The sequence below is a fragment of the Bradyrhizobium sp. genome (assembly GCF_022844465.1).
Classification (GTDB): Bacteria; Pseudomonadota; Alphaproteobacteria; order Rhizobiales; family Xanthobacteraceae; genus Bradyrhizobium.
In genome coordinates this window covers 1123-24445 of sequence record NZ_JALHLP010000017.1, presented here as the reverse complement: position 1 = coordinate 24445, position 23323 = coordinate 1123, and the positions used below count along the sequence as shown (strand labels likewise).

General features: G+C 63.0%; 21 protein-coding genes and 1 pseudogene. 13 read left to right on the top strand and 9 right to left on the bottom strand.

Annotation, left to right across the window (positions count from 1 at the left end; translation table 11 throughout):
* Positions 1–52 precede the first annotated feature (52 nt).
* From Q0D31_RS20110 to Q0D31_RS20085, 6 genes are read left to right on the top strand one after another with little or no spacing between them, the layout of a single operon-like run.
* Complete coding sequence (locus Q0D31_RS20110; protein ID WP_291854998.1) at positions 53–508, top strand: DUF1636 domain-containing protein; 456 nt, start codon at positions 53–55, stop codon at positions 506–508.
* Complete coding sequence (gene cobU, locus Q0D31_RS20105; protein ID WP_291854997.1) at positions 505–1041, top strand: bifunctional adenosylcobinamide kinase/adenosylcobinamide-phosphate guanylyltransferase; 537 nt, start codon at positions 505–507, stop codon at positions 1039–1041. The genes Q0D31_RS20110 and cobU overlap by 4 nt, the downstream gene beginning before the upstream one ends.
* Position 1042: 1 nt before the next feature.
* Positions 1043–2056, top strand: coding sequence for a cobalamin biosynthesis protein CobW (cobW, locus tag Q0D31_RS20100; RefSeq protein WP_291854994.1), 1014 nt, complete (start codon positions 1043–1045; stop codon positions 2054–2056).
* Between the two features lie 18 nt (positions 2057–2074).
* Positions 2075–5785 (top strand): cobaltochelatase subunit CobN, encoded by a 3711-nt coding sequence (gene cobN / locus Q0D31_RS20095; RefSeq protein ID WP_291854991.1) that lies wholly within the window; start codon positions 2075–2077, stop codon positions 5783–5785.
* Positions 5782–6414: a cob(I)yrinic acid a,c-diamide adenosyltransferase gene (gene cobO / locus Q0D31_RS20090; protein ID WP_291854986.1), complete on the top strand. Its 633-nt coding sequence runs from the start codon at positions 5782–5784 to the stop codon at positions 6412–6414. The genes cobN and cobO overlap by 4 nt, the downstream gene beginning before the upstream one ends.
* Positions 6414–7901 (top strand): cobyric acid synthase, encoded by a 1488-nt coding sequence (locus tag Q0D31_RS20085; protein ID WP_291854983.1) that lies wholly within the window; start codon positions 6414–6416, stop codon positions 7899–7901. Before cobO ends, Q0D31_RS20085 begins: the two co-directional genes overlap by 1 nt.
* Here Q0D31_RS20085 and cbiB read toward each other — a convergent pair.
* Complete coding sequence (gene cbiB / locus Q0D31_RS20080) at positions 7874–8866, bottom strand: adenosylcobinamide-phosphate synthase CbiB (protein ID WP_291854980.1); 993 nt, start codon at positions 8864–8866, stop codon at positions 7874–7876. The genes Q0D31_RS20085 and cbiB overlap by 28 nt on opposite strands.
* Positions 8847–9665: an ABC transporter substrate-binding protein gene (locus tag Q0D31_RS20075; protein ID WP_291855159.1), complete on the bottom strand. Its 819-nt coding sequence runs from the start codon at positions 9663–9665 to the stop codon at positions 8847–8849. Before Q0D31_RS20075 ends, cbiB begins: the two co-directional genes overlap by 20 nt.
* A 60-nt stretch (positions 9666–9725) precedes the next feature.
* Between Q0D31_RS20075 and cobD the strand changes: the two genes are divergently transcribed.
* The 3 genes from cobD (at position 9726) to Q0D31_RS20060 (ending at position 12286) form a co-directional block, all read left to right on the top strand.
* Positions 9726–10718 (top strand): threonine-phosphate decarboxylase CobD, encoded by a 993-nt coding sequence (gene cobD / locus Q0D31_RS20070; protein WP_291854977.1) that lies wholly within the window; start codon positions 9726–9728, stop codon positions 10716–10718.
* A gap of 384 nt (positions 10719–11102) precedes the next feature.
* On the top strand, positions 11103–11369 hold the full coding sequence (locus Q0D31_RS20065) for a transposase (RefSeq protein ID WP_291854973.1): 267 nt from the start codon (positions 11103–11105) through the stop codon (positions 11367–11369).
* Entirely contained in the window at positions 11252–12286 is a 1035-nt protein-coding gene (locus Q0D31_RS20060) for an IS3 family transposase (RefSeq protein ID WP_291855156.1), read from the top strand. Before Q0D31_RS20065 ends, Q0D31_RS20060 begins: the two co-directional genes overlap by 118 nt.
* 18 nt (positions 12287–12304) lie before the next feature.
* On the opposite strand, the pseudogene Q0D31_RS20055 reads toward Q0D31_RS20060, so the two are convergent.
* A pseudogene (locus Q0D31_RS20055) lies at positions 12305–13459 on the bottom strand (IS256 family transposase); the annotation flags it as partial.
* Between the two features lie 139 nt (positions 13460–13598).
* Between Q0D31_RS20055 and Q0D31_RS20050 the strand changes: the two are divergent.
* Positions 13599–14903: a DUF2130 domain-containing protein gene (locus Q0D31_RS20050; RefSeq protein ID WP_291854970.1), complete on the top strand. Its 1305-nt coding sequence runs from the start codon at positions 13599–13601 to the stop codon at positions 14901–14903.
* Positions 14904–15023: 120 nt separating this feature from the next.
* On the opposite strand, the gene Q0D31_RS20045 is transcribed toward Q0D31_RS20050, so the two are convergent.
* The 4 genes from Q0D31_RS20045 to Q0D31_RS20030 form a co-directional block, all read right to left on the bottom strand.
* Entirely contained in the window at positions 15024–15314 is a 291-nt protein-coding gene (locus Q0D31_RS20045; protein WP_291854965.1) for a hypothetical protein, read from the bottom strand.
* Between the two features lie 86 nt (positions 15315–15400).
* Complete coding sequence (locus Q0D31_RS20040; protein ID WP_291854960.1) at positions 15401–16897, bottom strand: hypothetical protein; 1497 nt, start codon at positions 16895–16897, stop codon at positions 15401–15403.
* A gap of 151 nt (positions 16898–17048) precedes the next feature.
* The gene (locus tag Q0D31_RS20035; RefSeq protein ID WP_291854958.1) at positions 17049–18356 is read right to left on the bottom strand and encodes a HipA domain-containing protein; all 1308 of its coding nucleotides are present in this window, start codon (positions 18354–18356) and stop codon (positions 17049–17051) included.
* A complete protein-coding gene (locus tag Q0D31_RS20030; protein ID WP_291854955.1) occupies positions 18343–18699 on the bottom strand; it encodes a helix-turn-helix transcriptional regulator in 357 nt (118 codons plus the stop codon). Before Q0D31_RS20030 ends, Q0D31_RS20035 begins: the two co-directional genes overlap by 14 nt.
* A gap of 217 nt (positions 18700–18916) precedes the next feature.
* Here Q0D31_RS20030 and Q0D31_RS20025 point away from each other — a divergent pair, with 217 nt between their 5' ends.
* On the top strand, positions 18917–19162 hold the full coding sequence (locus Q0D31_RS20025; RefSeq protein WP_291854952.1) for a hypothetical protein: 246 nt from the start codon (positions 18917–18919) through the stop codon (positions 19160–19162).
* On the opposite strand, the gene Q0D31_RS20020 is transcribed toward Q0D31_RS20025, so the two are convergent.
* Complete coding sequence (locus Q0D31_RS20020; protein WP_291854950.1) at positions 19132–19572, bottom strand: hypothetical protein; 441 nt, start codon at positions 19570–19572, stop codon at positions 19132–19134. The genes Q0D31_RS20025 and Q0D31_RS20020 overlap by 31 nt on opposite strands.
* 321 nt (positions 19573–19893) lie before the next feature.
* Here Q0D31_RS20020 and Q0D31_RS20015 point away from each other — a divergent pair, with 321 nt between their 5' ends.
* Both Q0D31_RS20015 and Q0D31_RS20010 read left to right on the top strand, forming a co-directional pair.
* Positions 19894–20580 carry a hypothetical protein gene (locus tag Q0D31_RS20015; protein WP_291854948.1) on the top strand — a complete coding sequence of 229 codons (687 nt, stop codon included), beginning with the start codon at positions 19894–19896 and terminating at the stop codon, positions 20578–20580.
* Between the two features lie 56 nt (positions 20581–20636).
* Positions 20637–21464: a hypothetical protein gene (locus Q0D31_RS20010; RefSeq protein ID WP_291854946.1), complete on the top strand. Its 828-nt coding sequence runs from the start codon at positions 20637–20639 to the stop codon at positions 21462–21464.
* On the opposite strand, the gene Q0D31_RS20005 is transcribed toward Q0D31_RS20010, so the two are convergent.
* Complete coding sequence (locus tag Q0D31_RS20005; protein WP_291854944.1) at positions 21457–23124, bottom strand: transposase family protein; 1668 nt, start codon at positions 23122–23124, stop codon at positions 21457–21459. The two genes, Q0D31_RS20010 and Q0D31_RS20005, sit on opposite strands and share 8 nt — an antisense overlap.
* Positions 23125–23323 lie beyond the last annotated feature (199 nt).

The window sequence follows — 23323 nt, the reverse complement described above, 5'->3', positions numbered from 1 at the left end:
AGCGCGACCCAACAAAGCTCGCGGCCGCTAGCGGCCTGAATGTGAGCCTATGATGGATCGCGAAAGCGCTGAGGAGCAATCCTCTGATTCGATGCAGGTCGAACCGCCGCAGGCAAACGTGCCCGGCGGTCCCGTCGTTGTCAGCGTTTGCACGACCTGCAAGACCGCCGACGGTAGTGCGGTGGTCGGCCCCGTTATGTTCGCGGCGGTGCGGGCCGCACTCGGGGAGGATGATCCCAACGTCGTGGTGCGGCCGGTGCAGTGTCTCAGCGTCTGCAAGCGCCCGGCGACCGTCGCGGTCACGAGCCCGGATGGCTACACGTTTTTATTCGGCGATCTGCAGACCGAGAGCGGCACCGCGGCGCTTGCGTCGTTCGTGAGGTCCTATCAGAATTCCGACTACGGCCTGGTGCCGTGGCGCGAGCGTGCCGAGGTGCTGCGCAAGGGCATGGTGGCCCGGGTGCCGCCAATGCGCTGGTCGCCGGATGACGGGCGTGCGCCGAAATGACAGCGCTCGCGACCACGCTGGTGCTGGGCGGCGCGCGTTCCGGCAAATCCGCATTTGCCGAGAGGCTGATCGCCGACAGCGGCCTGGCGCGGATCTATCTTGCGACCGCGGCCGCCGGCGACGACGAGATGAAGGCACGCATCGCGCATCATCGCGCGCAACGTGGCGAAGGCTGGACCACCATCGAGGAGCCGCTGGCGCTGGTCGATGCGTTGACGCGGGAAGCGACCCACGGCCGCGCCGTATTGGTCGATTGCCTGACGCTGTGGCTGTCGAACCTGATGCTGGCGGAGCGCGATCCCGATATCGAGGCACGCCGGCTGACGCGGTTTTTTGGCGTGGCCAAATATCCCGTCGTTCTCGTCTCGAACGAGGTCGGCCTTGGTCTGGTGCCGGATACGCCACTCGGCCGCCGTTTTCGTGACGCGCAGGGACGTCTCAATCAGATCGTCGCGGCTTGCGTGCCCAACGTCGTGTTTATCGCCGCCGGACTTCCGTTCTGGCTCAAAAATTCACGCCTTCAGGAGAGCTGATATGTCCCGCGTTCCCGTCACTGTGCTCACCGGCTTCCTCGGCGCCGGCAAGACCACGCTGCTGCGCTCACTGTTGACCCAGGCGGATGGCCGCCGCATCGCCGTGATCGTCAACGAATTCGGCGATGCGGGATTCGACGGCGGGCTGGTGGAGGAGTGCGCGGAAAAAGCCTGCGCCCCCGGCGATATTGTCGAGCTGACCAATGGCTGCATTTGCTGCACGGTGGCCGACGATTTCGTACCGACCATGGATAAATTGCTGTCGCGGGACCGGCCGCTTGACGCCATCGTCATCGAGACGTCGGGCCTGGCGCTGCCGCAGCCGCTGCTCAAGGCGTTCGCGTGGCCCGCCGTGCGTACCCGCGCCACCGTCGATGGTGTCGTCACCGTCGTGGATGCACTGGCGCTGTCGGAAGGCCGCGTCACCCTCGATGAAGCCGCGGTCGCCGCGCAGCGGGCGGCGGACAACTCGGTCGATCACGACGACCCGATTGAAGAAGTGTTCGAAGATCAACTGGCCTGCGCTGATCTGGTGGTGCTCTCGAAGAGCGATCTGGTCTCGCCCGACGCGTTGGCGCTGATTGAGGCGCGACTCGCGGCAGTGCTGCGGCCGGGCGTGCGGATCGTACGTTCGCACGGTGCGCTGGCGCCGGCCGTGCTGATCGGCCTCAATTCTGCAGCGGAGGACGACATGGTCGCGCGCGCGGGCCATCACGGCGAAGAGGAGGAGCACGATCATGACGATTTCGACAGCATCGTAGTGACCCCGTCCCCCGCCGACAGCGTCGACGCGATGCGCCTTCGGGTCAGCGATGCCCTGAATTTGACCGGGGTGTTGCGCGTCAAGGGGCATGCCCGGATCAGCGACAAGGCCTCGCCGATCGTGGTGCAGGCCGTCGGCAACCGGGTCGAGCTGTCATTTGCCCGCCCTGACGTGAAGCAGGCCGAGCATCTCGTGGTCATCGGCCTCAAGGGCTTCGACGGTGACGCGGTCCGCCGCGCGCTGGCTGGGTAGCAATAGCCGGAAACACGCATGCATCTGAAGCTCGACGGCAGCGGCAGTATTGACGACGGCGACGTCGCCCGCGATCTCGGGCAGGCTTGCGCCGACATCGTCGTGCTGTCCGCCGCCGACAGCGATCTCGCCGCGTTCGGCGCCGCGCATGCGACGTTGCCGGGCGATTTTCCTAGCGTGCGGCTGACCAACCTGTTGGCGCTCGGTCATCCAGCGTCGGTCGATCTCTATGTCGAGCGTACGCTGCGCGAGGCGAAGATTGTACTGCTGCGTATGCTCGGGGGCGAAAGCTACTGGCCGCACGGCGTCGAGAGCCTGCGCAGCGACGCGCTACGCCGCGGCGCATTGCTGGCCTGCATCCCCGGCGAGCTGAGCTGGGACGCGGGACTGGCCGCGCGCGGCACGTTGAACGCCAGCGATACCCATGCGTTGTGGCGCTACTGTACTGAAGGCGGCGTGGACAACGCGCAACTGGCGCTGCGCTTCGCCGCTCATCTGATCGGCCGGGGGGACTTGCCGTCACCGGCGCGGCCGATGCCGTCGGCCGGGTTCTGGCGCGGCGAGCCCGCGGTTGACGGCCGCCCGAACGCGGTCGTGATTTTCTACCGCGCTTTGGTCGCGGGCAGCGATACCGCTGCCATCGACGCGCTGCGCACGGCGCTGGACGCACTTGGACTCAATGCCGTCTGCCTCTATGTGACCAGTCTCAAGGATGAGCGCTCGGCGGCCTTCCTGCGCGCGGCGCTGGCGGCCCATCCACCTGATATCATCATCAACGCCACGGCGTTCGCCACCGCGACGGCCAGCGACGATGCCGGTGTGTTGTCGGTATCGGGCTGTCCGATCCTGCAGGTGGCCCAGGCCGGTATCTCGCGTGCGAACTGGGAAAGTTCGACGCGAGGCCTGACGTCGCGCGATCTGGCGATGCATGTCGTGCTGCCGGAGGTCGACGGGCGCATCTTCGCCCACGCCATCGCTTTCAAGGAACGCGGTAATTCCGAAGCGGGATTCGCACCGACCACGTTCCGCCCGGTCGATGACCGCATCGCCGCTACCGCCGATCTGGCGCGGGCCTGGGTGCGGCTGCGACGCACGCCGAGCAATCAGCGGCGTGTCGCTGTGATCCTCGCCAATTATCCGAGCCGCGACGGCCGCCTCGCCAACGGCGTGGGCCTCGATACCCCGCAAAGCCTGATCAATGTGCTCGGCGCGATGCGCGCCGCGGGCTATGCCGTTGAAAATATGCCTGACGATGCGGCATCGATGATGCATCTCATGCAGGCGGGCCCGACCAATGCGCTTGACGAGCGGGGCGCCCGTCCGGGCGGGGTGTCATGGCGCATCGCCGACTATCTATCCGCATTTGCGGAATTGCCCGACCATGTGCAGCGCGCCGTCGAAGCCCGTTGGGGCCGCGCGGAGCAGGATCCTCATGTCGTGAATGCCAGCTTTCGGCTCGGACTGCATCACTTCGCCAACGCCGTCGTCGGCGTGCAACCCGCGCGCGGTTACAACATCGATCCCAAGGGCACCTATCACGATCCCGATCTGGTGCCGCCGCACCATTATCTGGCGTTCTATCTCTGGATCAGGCGCCACTTCGACGCCCACGCCGTGCTGCATCTCGGCAAGCATGGCAATCTCGAATGGCTGCCGGGCAAAAGCGCCGGTCTGTCGGCGAATTGCCTGCCCGAAGCGGTGCAGGGGCGGTTGCCGCATCTCTACCCCTTCATCGTCAATGATCCCGGCGAAGGCATTCAGGCCAAGCGCCGTTCCGCCGCTGTCATTATTGATCATCTGACACCGCCGATGACCCGTGCCGAATTGCATGACGATCTGGCGCGGCTTGAAACATTGGTTGACGAGTACGCGCTGGCTGCCGATCTCGATCCCAAACGCGCCGCCGTGATTGCCGAAGACATTCTGTCGCTGGCCCGCGCGCAGCGGCTCGATGCCGATGTGAACGTGACCCACGAGACCCCGACCAACGACGCCTTGCGCGCGCTCGATGCGCATCTGTGCGATCTCAAGGAAATGCAGATCCGGGACGGCCTGCATATCTTCGGGCGAACGCCGCAGGACACGCAGCGCAACGATCTTCTGGTCTCGATCGCGCGGCTGCCGCGTTCCGAGAGCGAGCCGCAGGATGCCTCGTTGCATCGCGCCTTGGCGCTCGATCTTGGCCTGCGCGATTTCGATCCGCTGACCCGCGATCTCGCCGACGATTTCATGGGGCCTCGCCCCGAAATCCTGTCGGAAATCAGCGCGGCCGTATGGCGCACATCCGGCGATACGGTGGAGCGGATCGAACTGCTCGCGCATCGATTGGTGTCGGGCGTTCTGTCCTGCGACGCCGCGTGGGAGCGCACCAAGGCCGTGCTGGACTGGATCGGCGCAAAACTGCGCCCGGCCATCGACGCCTGTGGCGATGCTGAAATGGCGGCCTTGCTGCAGGGGCTCGATGGCCGGTTCGTGCGGCCCGGTCCGTCCGGCGCGCCGACCCGCGGCCGGCCCGATGTGCTGCCGACCGGGCGGAATTTCTTCGCGGTTGATGTCCGCGCCGTGCCGACGCCATCGGCGTGGCGGATCGGTCGGCTGGCTGCCGAGCGGTTGGTTGAAGGCTATTGGCAGGAAGCCGGGGAATGGCCGCGCGCCATCGCGTTGTCGGCCTGGGGCACCGCCAACATGCGCACCGGCGGCGACGATGTCGCGCAGGCGCTGGCGCTGATCGGTGCGCGGCCGCTGTGGGAAGAAACATCCGGCCGGGTCACCGGGTTTGCCATCACGCCGCTTTCCGAATTGAAGCGGCCCCGGATCGACGTCACGTTCCGGGTCTCCGGATTGTTTCGCGACGCGTTCCCGACCCAGATGGACATTATCGGCAGCGCGGTCCGCGCCATCGCCGAACTCGACGAGCCCGACGACGCCAATCCGATTGCCGCCAATGTCAGGGCCAAGCGACGGGCGCTCGAAGCCGATGGCGTGAGCAGCGAGGCGGCGCAGCGGCAGGCGGCCTATCGGGTGTTCGGCTCGAAGCCGGAGGCCTATGGCGCAGGCCTCGGCGCCTTGATCGACGAAGGCGGCTGGGATGATCGCGGCGATCTCGCCGGTGTCTATCTCGACTGGGGCGGTTATGCCTATGGCGGCGGTGTCCAGGGCGAGGCCGCGCGGGGCGATTTCGCCGAGCGGCTCGCCACCATCGATCTCGTCGCGCAAAGCCAGGATAACCGTGAGCACGATATTCTCGATTCCGACGATTATTATCAATTCATGGGCGGCCTCGCCGCTACGGTGCAGAGCTTGCGCGGGAAAGCGCCGCGCATCGCACATGTCGATACGTCGCGGCCGGAGGCGCCGCTGTCACGGCCGCTGTCACACGAAATTTCCCGCGTGGTGCGCGGCCGCGCCGCCAATCCGAAATGGATCGCCGGCGTGATGCGCCACGGCTATAAGGGGGCGTTCGAGATCGCCGCCACGGTCGATTATCTGTTTGGGTTCGCCGCCAGCACCGACGCGGTCTCGAACCATCATTTCGATCAATTATTCGCATCCTATCTGGAAGACGAGCGCGTGCGAAATTTCATGGAAACGGCCAATCCGGCGGCTTTGCGTGAAACGGCCGCGCGGTTTGCCGAAGCGATCCGGCGCGGGTTGTGGACGCCGCGCTCCAACCGGGCCGCCTATCTGATCGCCGAACTCTTGCCGGAAGCCCAAAGGGAAATCGCATGACGGGGACTTCAACCGAGAACGATGACGCGGAAAACGCCCGCCACAAGGAAAAAGCACGCAAGCACAAGGCCGCGCGCGACAAGATCATGGCCACTAAAACTGGCGAGAAGGGCCTGTTGATCGTCCATACCGGCACCGGCAAGGGCAAGACCTCCGCCGCGCTCGGCATGGTTTTTCGCCATATCGGTCATGGCTATCCCGTCGCTGTCGTACAATTTACGAAGTCGCCGGCGTGGGACACCGGCGAGGTGCGGGTGCTGGCGAAATTTCCGGAACTGGTAACGCTACACATCATGGGCGAGGGCTTTACCTGGGAGACGCAGGATCGCGCCCGCGACATCGCCGCCGCCACCGCGGGCTGGGAGCGCGCAAAGGAACTCATCCGCGACGATCGTCACCGCATGGTGCTGCTGGATGAGCTCAACATCGTATTGCGCTACGAATATCTGCCGATCGAGGATGTGTTGAATTTTCTGCGCGACGAGAAGCCGGCCGACAAGCATGTCGTCATCACCGGCCGCAACGCGCATGCTTCCCTGATCGAGATGGCCGATCTCGTGACCGAAATGACTCTGATAAAACATCCGTTCCGCCAGGGCGTGAAGGCCCAGAAAGGCGTCGAGTTCTGATGGGCCCCGCCACGCCGGCGTTGATGATCCAGGCCACCGGCTCCAATGCCGGTAAGTCGACATTGGTCGCGGGGCTGGCGCGCGCGCTGGTGCGGCGCGGATTGAAGGTGGCGCCGTTCAAGCCGCAGAACATGTCGAACAACGCGGCTGTTACGGTGGAGGGCGGCGAGATCGGCCGCGCCCAGGCGGTGCAGGCGCGTGCGGCGCGAATGGTCCCGAGCGTGCACATGAATCCGGTGCTGCTGAAGCCGGAAACCGACAGCGGCGCGCAAATCATCGTGCAGGGCAAGCGTTGGGGCACGCTGCGGGCCAGGAATTATCTCGACAAGAAGGCGGCGTTGTTGCCGGCGGTATTGGACAGCTTTGCGCAGCTCGCGCGCGAGGCCGATATCGTGCTTGTCGAAGGCGCGGGCAGTCCCGCCGAAATCAATTTGCGCGCCGGCGACATCGCCAATATGGGATTTGCCGCCGCGGCTGACGTGCCGGTAGTGCTGGTCGGCGATATCGATCGCGGCGGCGTCATCGCCAGTCTTGCCGGCACACATCTGGTTCTCGAGCCGGACGAGCGCGCGCGCATCCGCGGCTTCGTCATCAACAAGTTTCGCGGCGATGTCAGCTTGTTCGACCAGGGCCTCGCCGCGGTGACGCGATTGACGGGATGGCCCTCGCTCGGCGTGGTGCCGTGGCTGCCGCGGGCGGCATGGCTGCCGGCGGAAGACGCCGTCGATCTCGATCGCGCCCACCCATCGGCATCGTCACGCGTGATCGCGGTGCCCGTGCTCGCACGCATCGCCAATTTCGACGATCTCGATCCCCTGGGCATGGAGCCCGGTGTCAAACTGGTGTTCGTGCGGCCCGGCGAGCCGATTCCCGGCAATGCCGAGGTGGTGATCCTGCCGGGCAGCAAATCCACCGTCGGCGATCTCGCCTTTTTGCGGACGCAGGGCTGGGACATCGACATCAAGGCCCATGTGCGCCGCGGCGGTCATGTGCTCGGTCTCTGCGGCGGCTATCAGATGCTGGGGCGAACCATTGCCGACTCGGAAGGAGTCGAGGGCCCCGCCGCGACGGTGGAAGGCCTCGGGTTGCTGGATATCTCCACGGTCATGATCGCGGACAAATCCACCAGGCTGGTGCAAGGCATCCATTCCGCAACGGGCACGCCCATCGAGGGTTATGAAATTCATCTTGGCCGCAGCGAAGGCCGCGATTGCGCAAGGCCCGTGGTGACGATCGATGGACGTCCCGATGGTGCGAGCACGGCCGACGGACGGGTGCAGGGTACCTATGTCCACGGGTTGTTCACCGGCGACGCATTTCGAAAAGCGTGGCTGGCCCATCTCGGAATTGCGTCCTCACTCGCTTATGCGTCGCAAATCGAATCCGCGCTCGACGCGCTGGCGGACCATCTGGAAGCGCATCTGGATATCGATGCCATTTTGAGCATCGCACGAAGCCGTCAGACCACCAGTGCCAGTGCGGCGTAGGCCGCTGCTTCGATGACGCACGCCGCAGTGTAAAGGCCGAGCGCGCGACCGATATCGTTGGGTACGGCTTGGCGGGTCGCTTCGGAATTGAGAAAGGGATCTTCGACCACGTGTTCGGCATAGCGGCGCGGGCCGGCCAGCGCCAGTCCCAGCGCCCCCGCCATCGCGCTTTCCGGCCAGCCGGCATTCGGCGAGCGATGTTTGGAGGCATCGCGTCTGACCACGCCCAACGATTTGGCGACCGATCCGCCGGCAATCGGTGCGGCGACCGCCAGCAACAAGGCCGACAATCTCGCCGGCACCAGGTTGACGAGATCGTCGAGCCGCGCCGCCGCCCAGCCAAACGACGCATATCGTTCGGTGCGATGCCCGATCATGGAGTCGGCGGTATTGATGGCCTTGTAGGCGATCAATCCGGGCAGCCCCAGCAGCGCCAGCCAGAACACCGGCGCCACCACCCCATCGGAAAAATTCTCGGCGCAGGATTCGATTGCGGCCCGGCACACGCCGGCTTCATCGAGTTGCTCGGGATCGCGTCCGACGATCATGGCGACCGCCTCCCGTGCGCCGGCTAGGCCGCCTTCGGCAAAGGCCGAGCGTACCTGGGCGACATGCCGGTAAAGGCTTCGCTGTGCGATGAAGATGGAAGCGATCAGTGCGAGAATGATGTTTCCTGCCGGAAACTGCTGGGTGGTTGCCTGAATCAGAGCGCCCACGAATCCAGCTATAACGACCAATATGGCCGTGGTCGCGATCCCGGCGGATTTGCGCTGCTGCGGCGACAGGTCTTCTCTGTTGAACCTGCGATCGAGAAATTCGATCAAGGCCCCGAACAAGGCCACCGGGTGTGCCAGTCGCCGCCAGAGCCAGTCGGGGTCGCCGATTAGCGCGTCGAACGCCAGGGCCGCGATGACGATGAACAGCCCGCCGCCTGAGATCAGCACCTCAATGGTCCACGCGTTCAAGCTCGGAAGCCAGGCGCTCCAGTGCTTCCGCCAGCATCGGTCCGCCACAAACGGTGAGCCGTTCCGGAATCACGATGCGTTTCGACGCGGGATAAAATCGCTCGAGTGCCGGATGCAGCAGGAAGGCGCTTCCTTCATCTTCCGCGAAACCGCTATCTTGTGACACCATAATGAAGTCCGGCTTCAGACTGACAATGTTTTCGAGCGACGCAAATCCGCCGGATTTGATACCGAGATCGCCGGCCGCGTTGGTGAGGCCGACATTGGCCAACAACGAACTGGTCAGGCTGTCGCGGCCGGAAACCCATCCGCGCCGCGATACCGCAAGTACGCGATAGGGTTTGCGGGCTGCCACTTGATGGGCATGCGCGATCGCGGCGTCGAGCCGGCTGATCTCCGCCAGGGCGCGATCCGGATGCCGGGTGACATCGCCCATCAGGCGAATGCTTTTCTTGACATCGTCCAGCGATCGCGCGGCATCGAATTCGACGACGCGGACGCCTTGGTCCTTGAGCAACTGCCTTGTGGCCAGCCGGGTGAAACGGCCTGCGACCACGACATCCAATTTTAGCATCAAAACATCTTCCGCCGCTCCCGAAAGTTGCGGAAATTGTCTGGCTTTGGCGGCGTCCCACGAGCGCGCCGGATCGCGCGAATAGGGGCTCAGTCCCAGGATCTGCTCTGGGTTGGCCAGGATCATCAAAAGCTGGTCGGTACAGACATTGATCGAGGCAATCCGTGGCAGGCCGGTGGACCGCGCGGCGGATGGCAGGCCGAGGCAGCTGACAATCATCAACATCGCACCGAGCGCGCGTCGTAACCTCTCGCGCTTTGGCGCGGATGATGGCATGAAGTGCTGATGAAACACGGCGGCGATCTTACTGAAGCAATGGCGCGGTATGGCGGGTCGCCGCAAATGTGGCTCGACCTGTCGACCGGCGTCAACCCCTGGCCGTGGCCGATTCCCGCCGACCTGCCGGGCGTCGTGTGGCAGCGCTTGCCCTCGCGTGCCGACGAAGAAGCCTTGATTGCGGCGGCGCGTGAGGCTTACGCGGTACCAGCCGGGGCTGAGGTCGTGGCGGCTGCGGGAACTCAGTCGCTCATTCAATGGCTGCCGCAACTGGCGAGCGCGGGACCGGTCGCGGTCGTGGAGCCCACCTATAACGAGCACGCGCTGGCGTGGCGGATGGCCGGTCACGAGGTGATCGCGCGCGCCGGTCTCGAAGATCTTCCCGAAGCGGTCCGCCATGCCGTCGTCGTGAATCCCAATAATCCCGACGGACGCGTGATCTTCCGCGCGGCGCTGGCGCGCGCTGCGGCGCGGTTGCGGGAGCGCGGCGGATGGCTGATCGTCGATGAAGCCTTCGCAGACATTGAACCCGAAATCAGTGCAGTCGGACTGTGCGTTGATCTGCCCGTTGTGGTCCTGCGCTCGTTCGGGAAGTTCTACGGTCTTGCGGGACTTAGGTTGGGATTTGCTATCGCGCATAAAGACATCGCACAACGCGTCGCTTTGGCGCTTGGTCCATGGCCTTGCTCTGGACCGGCCCTGACCATCGGCATCGCCGCGTTGCGCGACCATGAATGGGCTCACGGCACGCGAGATGCGCTTCAACACCAGGCGTGCGAGCTCGATGCCGTGCTGGCAGCCGCAGGATTCAGGATGGTCGGCGGAACCGGTTTGTTCCGGCTCGCGCAGCGAGCCGATGCAAGCAAGGTGCACGCTTCGCTCGCCACGCAGCACATCTGGTGCCGGCGTTTCGAGTGGGCCGACGATCTGCTGCGCTTCGGTCTGCCGTCGCATAAACATGATCTCGACCGTCTCGCTGGCGCATTGGCGTCGTTTAAGTAGCTGTGTCGGAACAATTACGCGAGCGCCAACCACGCCCGTATAAAGCAAGCATCAAACCGATTCGACCAGCTTGTTAGCCAAGGACAGATGGCAATAGATTATTTGGGCGCGGGCTCGCGAAATTCGCGAACGCGACCGTTTTGACAGAGGCGTCAAAGGTCGATGGAAGGCCACGCCGAGATGGATATGTCCGTTACCGAAGACGGTTCTCTTTGGCAGCGGCTGACCTCCGAACGCGCCTAGGCGCGACTTTACCGGCATCGTGGTACGGGCGCGACATGGGATGTCGTAGAGGCGCTCGCACGATCGGAGGTACCTTGACGTTGCCCCCGCGGTTTAATCCATGTTGAACTGGAATCTGGCCCTTTAGGGAAGGACCAGACAATGAAGCGGAAGCGGTTTACGGAAGAGCAGATCATCGGGGTTTTGAAGGAGCACGAGCTGGGCGCGAAGGCTGCCGACCTGTGCCGGAAGCACGGGATCAGCGAGGCGACTCTTTACAACTGGAAGAGCAAATACGGCGGGATGGACGTATCCGAAGCCAAGCGGCTGAAGCAGCTTACGGACGAGAACGGCAAGCTGAAGAAGCTGCTGGCCGACGCCATGCTCGACAACGCGGCCTTGAAGGACCTGCTGTCAAAAAAATGGTAACGCCCGCCGTGAAGCGAGAGGCGGTCGCGCATCTCACGACGGAACACGGGATGAGCGAGCGGCGGGCGTGTCGGCTGATCGGCTGCCAGCGGATGACGGTGCGCTATCGCTCGCGACGTCCCGATGATCCCGCCTTGCGCGAACGGTTGCGGGCCCTGGCTCGAGAGCGCCGGCGGTTTGGCTACCGGCGGCTTCTGATCTTCCTGCGCCGGGAAGGTTTCATGGTGAACCACAAGCGGCTTTTCCGCATCTATCGAGAGGAACGCCTGATGGTACGCAAACGGGGCGGTCGCAAAAGGGCTTTGGGCGTACGGGCGCCGATGGCGGTGCCGCAGCTGCCCGACGATCGCTGGTCGCTCGACTTCGTCTCCGACCAACTGGCGAGCGGCCGCAGATTCCGGATCCTGGCGATCTTCGATGATTGCACCCGGGAATGCCTCGCAGCTGTGGCCGACATCTCGCTGTCCGGTCGCCGGGTGGCGCGCGAACTCGATCTTCTGATCGCTAGGCGCGGCAGGCCCAGGACGATCCTAAGCGACAACGGGACCGAACTGACCAGCAACGCAATCCTGGGGTGGGCCGAGAAAAGCCGAGTGGGATGGCACTACATCGCGCCAGGCAAGCCCATGCAGAACGCCTTCGTTGAGAGCTTCAACGGGCGTCTGCGGGACGAGTTCTTGAATGAGACGCTGTTCACGTCCCTGCCTCAGGCGCGCCTCGCGCTCGAAGACTGGCGACGCGACTACAACAATGTTCGGCCCCACTCCGGCATCGGCTGGCTGGCACCGGCCGTCTATGCGGCCACATTCTCACCGCAACGGGACCAAGTCGCTGCGCTCGAAAGGGGCTCCGCGCCTTGGTCCATTGCTCAAACTGTGCATGATGCCAACCGCCAGACTCTAAGTCCCCCTGGATAAACAATGGGGGCAACGTCACGCGGCCTCGAGCAGTTTGAAGACCATCGCGAGCGCCGTCCTGTTGGACAGGCATCCCTTCGATCGGATGGTGCGGTGGCGCACGGTAGCGAAGGTGCTTTCGATGGGATTGGTGGTCCGCAGGTGTCTCCAATGCTCGGCCGGGAAGTCGTAGAACGCCAGTAGCGTGTCCCGATCCTTGCTCAGGCAGTCGGCGGCCTTCTCATATTTGGGCGTGTAGCTCTCGATGAAGGCGTCGAACGCCAGCTCGGCGATGGCTTTGGTTTCAGCCATCCAGATTTCCTGCAACGCGCGTTTGGCTTTCGGCTGCTGGCTCTTCGGCAGCTTGGCGAGCACGTTCGCGGTCTTGTGCACCCAGCAGCGCTGCTCGCGCGTTTTCGGCCAGACCTCACCGGCAGCCTTCCAGAACCCGAGTGCGCCATCGGCGATGGTAAGCTGCGGCGGCACGTCGAGCCCGCGCCGCTTCAGGTCGAGCAGCAGATCGCGCCAGTCCTGGGCGCTCTCGCGGGCGCCATCGGTGAAGCCGACCAGTTCCTTGCGGCCTTCCGGCGTCGCGCCGATCAACACCAGGATGCACTGCTTTTCGTCTTCAAGGCGCGCCTGGAGATGGATGCCATCGGCCCAGATGTAGACGTAGCGCTTCGTCGATAGATCGCGCTTCTGCCAAGCGGCGTGTTCGTCGAGCCAGCCGTCCTTCAGGCGGCCGATGGCAGATGCAGACAACCCGGCAGCATCCTTGCCGAGCAGCGCTGCCAGCGCCTCGGAGAAGTCGCCGGTCGATATCCCCTTCAGGTAAAGGATCGGCAGCAGCGTCTCGATCGACTTCGACCGGCGCAGGTAGGGCGGCAGGATCGACGGAGAGAACCGGATGCGGTCGGGATCGGCGGCGTCCGCTTCGCGATCGCGTACACGCGGCTGGCGGACGGCGACCGGACCGATACCGGTCATCACCTCGCGCTCCGGCAGGTGACCATGGCGCACGACGCGCTGGTGACCGTCCGCGGTCTTCAAATCGGCATGCTTGCCGAGAAAGTCTGCAACCTCGGCCTCTACCGCCTGGGCGAGCAGGGAACGCGCACCATGGCGCAAGATTTCGGTGAGTTGATCCTCGACGTTTCCTGGCTGAATCAGCTGGATGATGTTATCTTTGGACACGGCATATCGCTCCTTTGGTGGAGAAGTGGAGGCGTCAAGCACCCCCACGATATGCCGCCTTTCCGATTCCCGCCGTCACCAACTTTCAGCGATAGCTCCGGATGATGTTGAATCCGGCCGTATCAATGAGGGGAAATTCATGAGTCTCAGAGCAACCGGCGCCAGCGCTTCGCACGAGCCCACCCTGCATTGCCCGAACTGCAACCACGAGATCAAGCTCACGGAATCGCTGGCCGCTCCCCTCCTCGAGGAAACACGACAGCGCTTTAATGAGCAACTGGCCGCCAAGGACGCAGAGGTCACCAGGAAGACCGAGGCCCTGCGCAAGGAGCAGGACGCGGTCGCGCGGGCGCGCGAGCAGATTGAAGACCAGGTGACGCAGCGCCTGACGGCCGAGCGCAGTCAATTGGTGGCAGCCGAGGCCAAAAAGGCGCGTGAAGCGGTTGCGGGGGATCTACAGGCCAAGGCGGCAGAGACCGCCGAACTGCGCAGGAACCTTGAAGCCAGCGATGCGAAGCTGGCTGAGGCGCAGCAGGCTCAGGCCGAGGTAATACGCAAGGAGCGCGCGCTGGCTGACGAAAAGCGCGAAATGGATCTGACGATTGAAAAACGTGTTCAGGCCTCGGTTGACGACATCCGGGCGAAGGCCAAGCAAGAATCAGATGAAGCTGCGCGCCTGAAGGTCGCCGAGAAGGACCAGACCATCGAATCAATGACGCGCACGATCGAGGAATTGAGGCGCAAAGCGGAGCAAGGCTCGCAACAATCCCAGGGTGAGGTTTTCGAGGTAGAGCTTGAGGAGCTCTTGCGCGGCAAGTTTCCGATGGATGCCATTGAGCCGGTCGCCAAGGGCGAGTTGGGGGCCGATGTTATTCAGCAAGTCAACGGCTCTATTGGGCAACCCGCCGGCATGATCCTCTGGGAATCCAAGCGGACCAAGGCCTGGAGTGATGGTTGGCTTGCCAAGCTCCGTGAGGACCAGCGGCGCTGTGGCGCCAACGTTGCCCTCATCATCTCGCACGCCCTTCCCAAGCACATCGAACATTTTGACCTGGTCGACGGCGTTTGGGTCGCGCACCCGCGTTGCGCGCTGGCCGTGGCGGTTGCGCTGCGTCAGTCCCTCATCGAGATATCGAGTTCGCGGCTGATCCAACAGGGACAGCAAACCAAAATGGAGCAGGTCTACGACTACCTGACAGGCACGAGATTTCGCCAGCGGGTCGATGCCGTCGTCGAGAAGTTCAACGACATGCGTGAGGATCTAGACAAGGAGCGCAAATTCATGGGTCGCCAGTGGGCCAAGCGAGAAACCCAAATCGTTGCGGTCATTGAATCCACTGTTGGCATGGTGGGCGACCTGCAGGCGATCGCCGGCAAAGCGATGCCGGAAATAACCAGCCTCGACACGCCGATGCTTGAAGGGCCAGGAGCAGCCGCCGCCTAATACAACCCGCCCAGATAGGGCGAGGAGGAGAATCCCCTCCCCTCTCCCAGGGAAGCCACCTTGGGCTCTACCTTCAAGAAGGCGGAGGGTCGCGCCTTTGCGATCGAATCGCTCCCCGGGTCACCTCAGGTGAGGCCGCCAATCGATTTCGACGTCGCTGCGTATCCGCTTCGCGACGTACCCCACAAGCGCCGCCATCATACTGAATATGGCCGTTACGATGGCCGTGCGCTGCTCCCAGCCCAGTTTCTCCCACTTCGTAGGATTCTCTCGGGCACCATTCTTCCAGAACGCCTTCGCAATGCCCGCAAACCGCACTCTTGGTGCATTCTCGAAGCTACCCACGAATTCGCCAAAGGCGTGGTATTCATCGATCGGGCGCGGCGTGGTCGACGTCTTGTCGACGTCCAAGCTTGCGATGTTTCCCTTGAACGCGACGAAATCGGCGTTACCGGAAGATTCGGTTCCAGCGGCGCGGTCGACAGGGCGTAGGAAAGTCAGCCATCCGTCCCGCCAAGCACCCGAAGAACGCTCTCTTCAACACCGTAGATCGAAGATGTAGCCGGTCGCTTGTTGATTCGGACGGCGGCGCCCAGATAGGCGTCGGGCCCGCCGATCGTGGCGCGGTCCCGCTTCACCGCCCCCGCCGGATCGATCGACCTGCATGCGAGTTCGCCGATCGTCTTCGTAGCCCCGCGAGGCTTGGCGGCTTGGATCGAATAGGTCTTTCCGTCGGTCTTTACGGTAAACGTTCGAGTAGAGGGGGTAATCCCGGATCCTGCCGCCGCGAGGAGGACCGCATTCAGATAAAATCCCAAGCTGCGACCCTCGCTGCGGACGGTAAGTTCTGCGTCCTTGTCGGCGAATTGCGTCGTCTTGCTTCTCTTCGAACTAGGGTCGGCATCGATTGAATACATTGCGAACGAACCCGATTTTGTTGTCATCCTTCCGCTAGACTTTGACCGATCGAGCGTGCCGAATTCGGCGGGCGCCGGGTCGAGCGAGATCGCGAATTCACTAAGATCAACGATCTTCAATTGATGGCCCTCGACGGCCGGTGCAGTGTTTATGGCGTCGCCGAAACAGTCCGCATAGAACTCGATCGTGGCTTCGAAGCCGCCCGTGTTTGATAGCTTGCTCCATCGCACAGCGAACGCGTTGTCTTCCTTCGGGCTGTTCCAACGAAGCGTGCCGTTCTCGAGCTGCGAAGGAAAGATCTGGAACGGCCCGCGATCGTCGTCCACCTGTGCACGGGGCCGCTTCCCGCGGGTGTCTTGAATTTCTCCTTTGGTACCGATCGTCCCATTGACCGGGGCGTCGAGAACCATGTCCAATCGCACCGGGATCGGCCGGTAAAAGAATTCGGCCATATGGTATACGGCCGAGCTTATGCAGACACCGACTACGAGCGTTACAAACGAAGCGGCCAGTCCGCGCAGGAAACTTGGTCCGCGCAGGCTGATAAAGCACGCGTGTCCTGCGATCATCACAGCAACCAAGACGAATGCAACGACAAGCGCACCCGCGGCATTCGCAATCAGGTTCTCCAGGAGATAGGGCCCCGATAAATTACGTTCCCAGATTCCCACTGCAAGATCGCAGGTGACGAGCGACAGATAGGATGCAAGGACGCCGGACACGAAGACGCTTCGCGCGCCATTGCGCGGAAACGAAAAGCCGACAATAGCGACGGCTACCGTCAGAAACTGCAACTGAAAGGCACTGGCCAGCCATTGCCGGAGACTCGGAAATCTCACGAGGCTGTCCTGGTAAGCCGAACCGTAAATGGACGGAGAATCGCTGCGGATCAGCGCATACAGGTAATTCTGGATATCAGGTCCGGTGCTTACGACGAATGATAGGCTGATTCCCAGGCAAGCGGTCGACAAAACCCAGCAAATCGATCCAATAGGATGGAGGCGGGCGGACCGGAGGGTCTCACCAACTCTCGCATACAGTTTCCGCCAGTAGCGCAGCAAGTTCGAACTCGACATCGGATTATCTTTTCAATTTTGCGATAGCACCTCAGGCCGTTCAGCCTTGCTCCGGCGTAGCCGGGTCTGATCGAGCCGGGGCAAGAAGGTCTTCTCGCACGTACCATCAGAAGCAGAACGAAGGCGCCGGTTCTTTCGCCTCGTCTTGGAGCTACTCGTCGCCCCCCACATGGCCCTGCACCATCGCGGGCCTGACCTCTTTCACAAGAGCCAGCTTGGCGAACCGCGAGGTGATCGCCTCCTTGATGCCTTCTGGGGCCGGAAGATCCTTCAACGCGGCCGGCCATGTGTCGAGCGCCCGCGTGACGGTCCCACGCATTTCCCGCTCTAGCACCCTCAGATCGACTTCGATGTAAGGCGCGATCCGTCGGAGGCGTCCAGTATCCACGAGCCGCGGATCCTTGGTACCGTTGAACCGGAGCGCCATCGTGTCCTTGAGATAGGTCAGCGTCGAGACGATGTCATACGCGGGCGAGAGCCGCGCGCGACGCCCGTCGGGGTAGACGAACGACCAATTCTTCAGATGCCCGTCGCAATTGCCCAGCATGATGTCGATGGTGAGCCGTCGCAATCCTTCGAGCGTGTCTCCGATGGGATCGTCGGAAAATCTCTTGATCGAGCGCAGGATCGTTTCCTGATTCCATCGCCAATACTTTTCATCCGTGATCGCGCCGGCCAACTGTGCGAAATCCTCTGTGTGGATCCGAGCGTTGCCTGAAGCGCGGTCGAAACGCTTCACGGAGAGCGCGTTCTTGCCTAGCTCTAGGAACTGCGGCGGAACGCCTTCGATCGTTTTGATCTCGACAAGTCTCGCTTCGGAGACGTTGGCTCCAGCCAGCCGCGCGAGTTCTAGGGAGGTGAACTCGTTCTCGACCAAATGGGGAAACTTGTCGCTCGGCAGCTTGAGGATCACGTCCCCGCTCTCGTCGGCACCGGGTGCGGTCAACCGGTGCCTGTCGCCGTGCATGGAGAATTTCATCTGGACGCCGGCCAGCGAGAAGGTGATTGGCTTGCCGGTCGCCGCCGCGGGCATCTCGGTCATCGCCCCTTTCGGGGGCGGCTCGCCGGTCTCGCGGCGGGCGACGATCGCGCCCGGAAGGTCGCCGCCGAGCCTGGCGAGAACGTCGTAGTTGTCGAAGGTGCCCGTGCCGAACTCCTTCTCGACCAGATCCAGGAGCGCGCCTTCCGGGAGGAGGTTGTCGAAATACGGCGGCAGGTTCCGGCCGTGCGTAATCTTGTCGCCTCGCGCCGCGAGGCGCTCTAGCGTCTCCTTCTCGGTGGCGCCGTGCCACGTCAGGCTGAGCAGAGGGCGGGCCTGCCCTAGCCTGACGTAGGCGTCGTCGACCTCGAACGTGATCACGCCAGAGGCGTCGCGTACCATCGTGCCCACGCGAACCTCTCGGTCGGGGGACGGACGGAGAAAGATGCCCAGGATACCGGGCCGGTTAGGGACGGCCATTTCCGCTCATGCTCTCTTCCTCTTCGGAAGGATCCGGGATGAAAACGTCGTCGTGCAGGCTACGGACGACGGTCGGATAGGCGGTCGTAATCGACGGCCGCCCGATCAGCGCCATGATCTCCTCCATCCTTTCGGTCGGAACGAAGGTCAGCGCCAGCCCGGCCGCCTCCCCGACCTGTGCCAAAGCGTCGACGGTGGCGTTGAACTTGCCGTTCTCGATACCGCTGAGCCGGCTGGCCGCGTTCCCCGTCCGCTGTCCTAGATCCGTCAGCGTCCAGCCTTTTTCGCGACGGGCGGCCGCCAATTGGAGGCCTAGTCGCTCCCTGGTTTTCTTCTGTTCCATTGTTTTATCTTTTAGAGTAATTTTACTTCATATTTCACATATACGATAAAACTCCGGTTGTCAACTTATTCACGTATACAATAACTTCTACCAATTATTATCCTAAACGATAACTATTGCGGGTTCCTCCATACGGAACCAACTTTTCGACTTCCCAGCCAGCCCACGCGATGTCGACTAGGCAAGACCTACTGCTCCGTTCGGTGCAGTGCCGCCGATGCTGCTGATGATCGCCGCGAACGCACAGGGCCGACTGCAGATCACGGAAGAGGAAGCGCGCTTCCACACGCAGCTACAGGCCAGCGTCGCCATACGGGATGCAACTCGGAACCGCGATCCATTTCTTCGACTCTGCGGTGCCAAGTGCGGCGCGACAATCAAGATGGGAATCATCCAGATTGTCGCGCTACAGCCAAGCAAGCAACTGGCTACTCAACTCGTCTTCAGGTTATCGCGCCCCTGAATCCGGCTGCGGTCCTCGATGGCCTTCGCCATCTGCAGGTACCGCTCCAGTTGGCCCGCCCGCCATCGTTGTTCCGACCAGAACCATAGCTTGCCCTCGCGCACCACGAGCCGGAGCGCGGGCGGGTCGATCGCGTCGAGATGAGAGAGAAGCGTCGTCGGCAATACCATGCGTCCCGTTCCGTCGAGGCGGAGCCGGATGTACCGGTCCATCGCCGCGAGCGCGACTGCGCTTCGATCGGGCTCGGCGAGCCCTCCCAGAACCGCCTCCATCTGAGCAATCCGGTCCACTCCCTCGTCCTTCCACGACACGACTTCGGCCGATCCGTCCGCTTCAAGGACCGCCAGCAGGTCGGTCGTCCCGTCCGACAACCAATCCAGACGCCGGCGAGCCATCAGCGGGATCGACATCCGATCCTTAGAAGACAACCCCACGACCTCGGTCCAGACGGATGGGTGCACCCGTGACACCGGGTTCCAATTTGGCTCGCGACCAGCTGTCATGGGACGATTTGGGAAAAATTTAACAACAGGATTTCCACCGACTATCAACACCTCCATACACTACAAGTGTCGTGCTTGTCACTGTACTGCGTTTGCGTCTTGCTAGACCGCAGTTTATGGTCGCTGGGAAAAATTTAGGACCATGCAATGCTCGCCCATACACGACCACTTTCCCTTGAAAATCCACCTTCTCGCGCGTCGTTGACGGAAACGGTTTGCTGGTCGCGCATGCAGACCGAGGCCGGCCAAGAGCTGCAGGCTATTGTCGACAGGAAGGAGCTTGAACGCTCGGCCGGAGGCGGCGTTTTTTGCTGGGGCGTGGGCAACGCGCCCTCCCGATCGATCCCCGGTCTCGCCCGCGATGGCGTCGATGTCGATGTCGTCTTCTCGATCATGAAGTCCCGCCCGAAGGCGGTGGATGTCGCGCCTAGCCACCTTCGCATTTGGCGGTCTTTTTTCGACCATTCCGGCCAAGAACAGCCGCTGCCGCCAGCCTCATTGATAACGAGTCGAGCCGACGTCGGCCTTCGCACCAGGAACGTCCACTACGCGCTGATGTGCCAATCGGACCAGCAGCTATCGTTGGGCGATTTTGGGCCCTTCGATCCGAGCGCCTATCGCAATGTGTCGGACACCGGAGGGGCCGTCGGCGCATCGCAGGTGACTGCCATTCTGCGGCGCGTCTCCGGAGAGGCTCACGCCACGGCGTACAAGGTAAATTTGAGGGCCAAGCTGGGACAGGGATACTGGGTCCGGCTGGGCGACGCGCTCGACCTGAGCGCGGAACGCAGGTCACTGCTCGAAGGAGTTCTGGCGAACTTGCGGTCGGTCACACCCCGTGAATGGCTCCGGATGGTCTCCGACCTTCGGTCGGGGCCTTCGAACACGACCGGACTTCAGCCGAGACTGTTCTAACTGACTTGGAGCGTGTAGAACGAAACGGGAATCATCAGCGGACGGGCGGTGGCGGAGTGGCGGCCGAGTCGGGCAAACTCAGGAAGGATCTAAAGGATGCCGGCCTGAGCGATCAGGCTATCGACGCCGCTTGGCCGACCTGGTGGAGCGACGAGGCGGACGGGTCGGCGTCGGCTCGCGCCGAACTGCGCTTTGCCTTGGCACGCAAGCTCGGTGTATCGCCTAAAGCCCTGTCGGACGATCGGGTCGAGTTCGTCTGGCACGACACGGCCCGCTTCAAGCATCTCTCCGGAGAGGGTACCGCGCAGAAAGCCGCGCTCGCCTCCTTCGGGGTCGCGGTCGCTCATCTCCTCCTTCAAGGTGTCGACGGGGCGGCGGTCCATCCGCCTTCAGCCGAGGAACTTCGCGATGCCATCCGCGAAGGCGGCGCTCCGTTCGTCGACCTGACTTCTCTTCTGGCGACCTGCTGGGCGCTCGGCATCCCAGTCATCCATCTTCGGGTGTTTCCGCTCGCGACGAAGGCGATGCACGCGATGGTCGTCGAGGCCAAGGGGCGCTTCGCGGTCCTTTTGGGAAAAGACGCACAGTATCCGGCGCCGGTGGCATTCACGCTGGCACACGAACTTGGTCACGCTTCGCTCGGCCATCTCAACGGCGCTTCGGCCATCGTCGACCTCGACGATCCGATCGAAAGCGAACAGGAGGACGACGACGAGAAGGCGGCCGACAGGTACGCACTTGCTCTTCTGACCGGCTCTCCCGAACCCGATATCCGGACCAACATCGACAAATTCGGCGCACGTCAACTTGCAGCAGCCGTTCAGGAGGAAGGCCCGAAGTGTCAATCGGCGTTCAAATTTGACCCCGCGTATTGCCTCATCTGAGGATGTTACTTTCGCTTGACTGATATCGCGTCGTCGTATGGTCGGCGTGAAGTCTCGGCAATGCCTGGAGGATCGGAGGGGCTGGGGGCGTCGCGGAGTGCCCATCACACGGAGCGTCGCCCCCAGCCCCGGGTTTACAGACTGGCGCCACATCCTCAGCGGGGGGCGGGATGATCATCTCGGCCGCTTTGCGTCTGATCGATCGCAGCAAGCGCTGCACGACGGTGTGCTGCGGCGGACCGAACTGTTCGGGGCAGCGTTCGGCGAGGCGACCGAGAATGGCCAGCGCGGTCAGACGGGGCTCGGCCGCCAGCCAGCCTTCGATGTTGGCGAGGTGCGGATCGAGCATTGAAGGCATTCTCATGCGCTTTTTGTATGGCCTGCGCATGCGGCGATGGATGATGCGCTGCTCCCCCAGATGCACATCATTGCCGAGCCGCTTCGCGAACGCTGCTGCGTTCGTTATCGGTGCCGGGCACTTGGCAGCTGCGGCGAGCTTACCCGCTCGGGCGCTGACGCGCGTGCCCAACTCCGCCTGGGCGGCCCTAATCTCGGCCAATAGAGCTACAGGATCAAGCGTGCGATAAAGCTCCCGAAGACGCCGTTTGACGCCTTTGCTCAACTTGGGATGCGCCAGTGCGCGCGCATAGGGCGTGGCCGGAACATAATAGCGCTTGATCACTTTCGCGCCCTCGCGTCGCTTCTCCTTTAGTTTAAAGGACGGCTGGAAGAAGTTGGTATGTAGCCGCGATGCGGCGTACAGGCGTTCCAGCACGCGCGTCGTTCCGATGCCATCGAAGCGACCGTATCCCACAAGCCGCCGGACAACCGCGCCGTTCTTCTGCTCGACGAAAGCTTGATCATTCTTCTTGTAGGCGCGTGAGCGCGTCACCTCGATCTTTTGCGCGCGACACCATGGCACGACGACATCGTTCATGAACGCGCTGTCATTGTCGAAGTCGGCGCCGCGAATGAGCCAGGGAAACAGGTTCTGTGCGCGCTCCATGGCCTGCACGACGAGGCCGCCCTCGCGCGTCACCAGCGGCATGCACTCGGTCCAACCAGTCGCGACGTCGACCATCGTCAACGTCTGAATAAACGAGCCAGCCACGGATGTGCCGCCATGGGCCACCATGTCGACCTCGCAGAACCCCGGCGGCGGATCGTGCCAGTCGTTGAACGTCCGGATCGGCACTTCACGCCGTATCGCCGAATAAAAGCCGACCCGCCGGCGCTTACCGCCGGCCGCGGCAATTTTGGTCTCGACCAACAGGCGATCAATCGTAGCCGCGCTGATGCCGAGTACCAGGGCTCGATCAGCCTCGTTCAGCTTAAGCCGGCCATGCTTCTCCAGCGACGGCAGCAATGTCGGGACCATTACCGTGAGGCGCTTGCCGCAGATCCGATCCGAGGCCTCCCAAAGCGCGACCAGCGCATCCTTGATCGTGGGCCCGTAGGTGGGCCTGCGCCGTCGCCGGGCCTCCGGCGAAATTAGGACCATCGCCCCAAGCGTTCGAACCGCATGCTTGCGGTGCCAACCCGTCACAGCGCAAAGCTCGTCGAGAATGCGTCCTTTGTCTGCCCGCCCTGCCGATCGATAGCGGTCTACCACCGCCGCCGTGATCTCGCGCCGCGCACCCATGCTGATCCGTCCTGCCATCGGCGATACCGATCCGATTCGGTATCGTCCCCACACTCCCGACGGTCAGTTCTCCGGTAACATTCTTGATGAGGCAATGCGCCCCGTATCGGCGTCCAATTTTGACCCCTTTGGGCGACGGGTTTTGGCGGTAGCGCTCGCGCCGTCGGAGCTGGTCGGGGTTGCGGAGACGGTGCGAGCGCGGGCTGCGTGATCGTCG

Bases quoted from the DNA above. Each gene is read 5' to 3' on its own strand.
- Q0D31_RS20015 (WP_291854948.1), top strand. From the start codon at position 19,894: ATGCAGACCGAGGCCGGCCAAGAGCTGCAGGCTATTGTCGACAGGAAG.
- Q0D31_RS20030 (WP_291854955.1), bottom strand. From the start codon at position 18,699: ATGGAACAGAAGAAAACCAGGGAGCGACTAGGCCTCCAATTGGCGGCC.
- cobW (WP_291854994.1), top strand. From the start codon at position 1,043: ATGTCCCGCGTTCCCGTCACTGTGCTCACCGGCTTCCTCGGCGCCGGC.
- Q0D31_RS20025 (WP_291854952.1), top strand. From the start codon at position 18,917: ATGCTGCTGATGATCGCCGCGAACGCACAGGGCCGACTGCAGATCACG.
- cobO (WP_291854986.1), top strand. From the start codon at position 5,782: ATGACGGGGACTTCAACCGAGAACGATGACGCGGAAAACGCCCGCCAC.
- Q0D31_RS20075 (WP_291855159.1), bottom strand. From the start codon at position 9,665: ATGTTGATGATTGTCAGCTGCCTCGGCCTGCCATCCGCCGCGCGGTCC.
- Q0D31_RS20085 (WP_291854983.1), top strand. From the start codon at position 6,414: ATGGGCCCCGCCACGCCGGCGTTGATGATCCAGGCCACCGGCTCCAAT.
- cobD (WP_291854977.1), top strand. From the start codon at position 9,726: ATGAAACACGGCGGCGATCTTACTGAAGCAATGGCGCGGTATGGCGGG.
- Q0D31_RS20110 (WP_291854998.1), top strand. From the start codon at position 53: ATGGATCGCGAAAGCGCTGAGGAGCAATCCTCTGATTCGATGCAGGTC.
- Q0D31_RS20035 (WP_291854958.1), bottom strand. From the start codon at position 18,356: ATGGCCGTCCCTAACCGGCCCGGTATCCTGGGCATCTTTCTCCGTCCG.
- Q0D31_RS20020 (WP_291854950.1), bottom strand. From the start codon at position 19,572: ATGTCGATCCCGCTGATGGCTCGCCGGCGTCTGGATTGGTTGTCGGAC.
- Q0D31_RS20065 (WP_291854973.1), top strand. From the start codon at position 11,103: ATGAAGCGGAAGCGGTTTACGGAAGAGCAGATCATCGGGGTTTTGAAG.
- cobN (WP_291854991.1), top strand. From the start codon at position 2,075: ATGCATCTGAAGCTCGACGGCAGCGGCAGTATTGACGACGGCGACGTC.
- cobU (WP_291854997.1), top strand. From the start codon at position 505: ATGACAGCGCTCGCGACCACGCTGGTGCTGGGCGGCGCGCGTTCCGGC.
- Q0D31_RS20040 (WP_291854960.1), bottom strand. From the start codon at position 16,897: ATGTCGAGTTCGAACTTGCTGCGCTACTGGCGGAAACTGTATGCGAGA.
- Q0D31_RS20050 (WP_291854970.1), top strand. From the start codon at position 13,599: ATGAGTCTCAGAGCAACCGGCGCCAGCGCTTCGCACGAGCCCACCCTG.
- Q0D31_RS20005 (WP_291854944.1), bottom strand. From the start codon at position 23,124: ATGGCAGGACGGATCAGCATGGGTGCGCGGCGCGAGATCACGGCGGCG.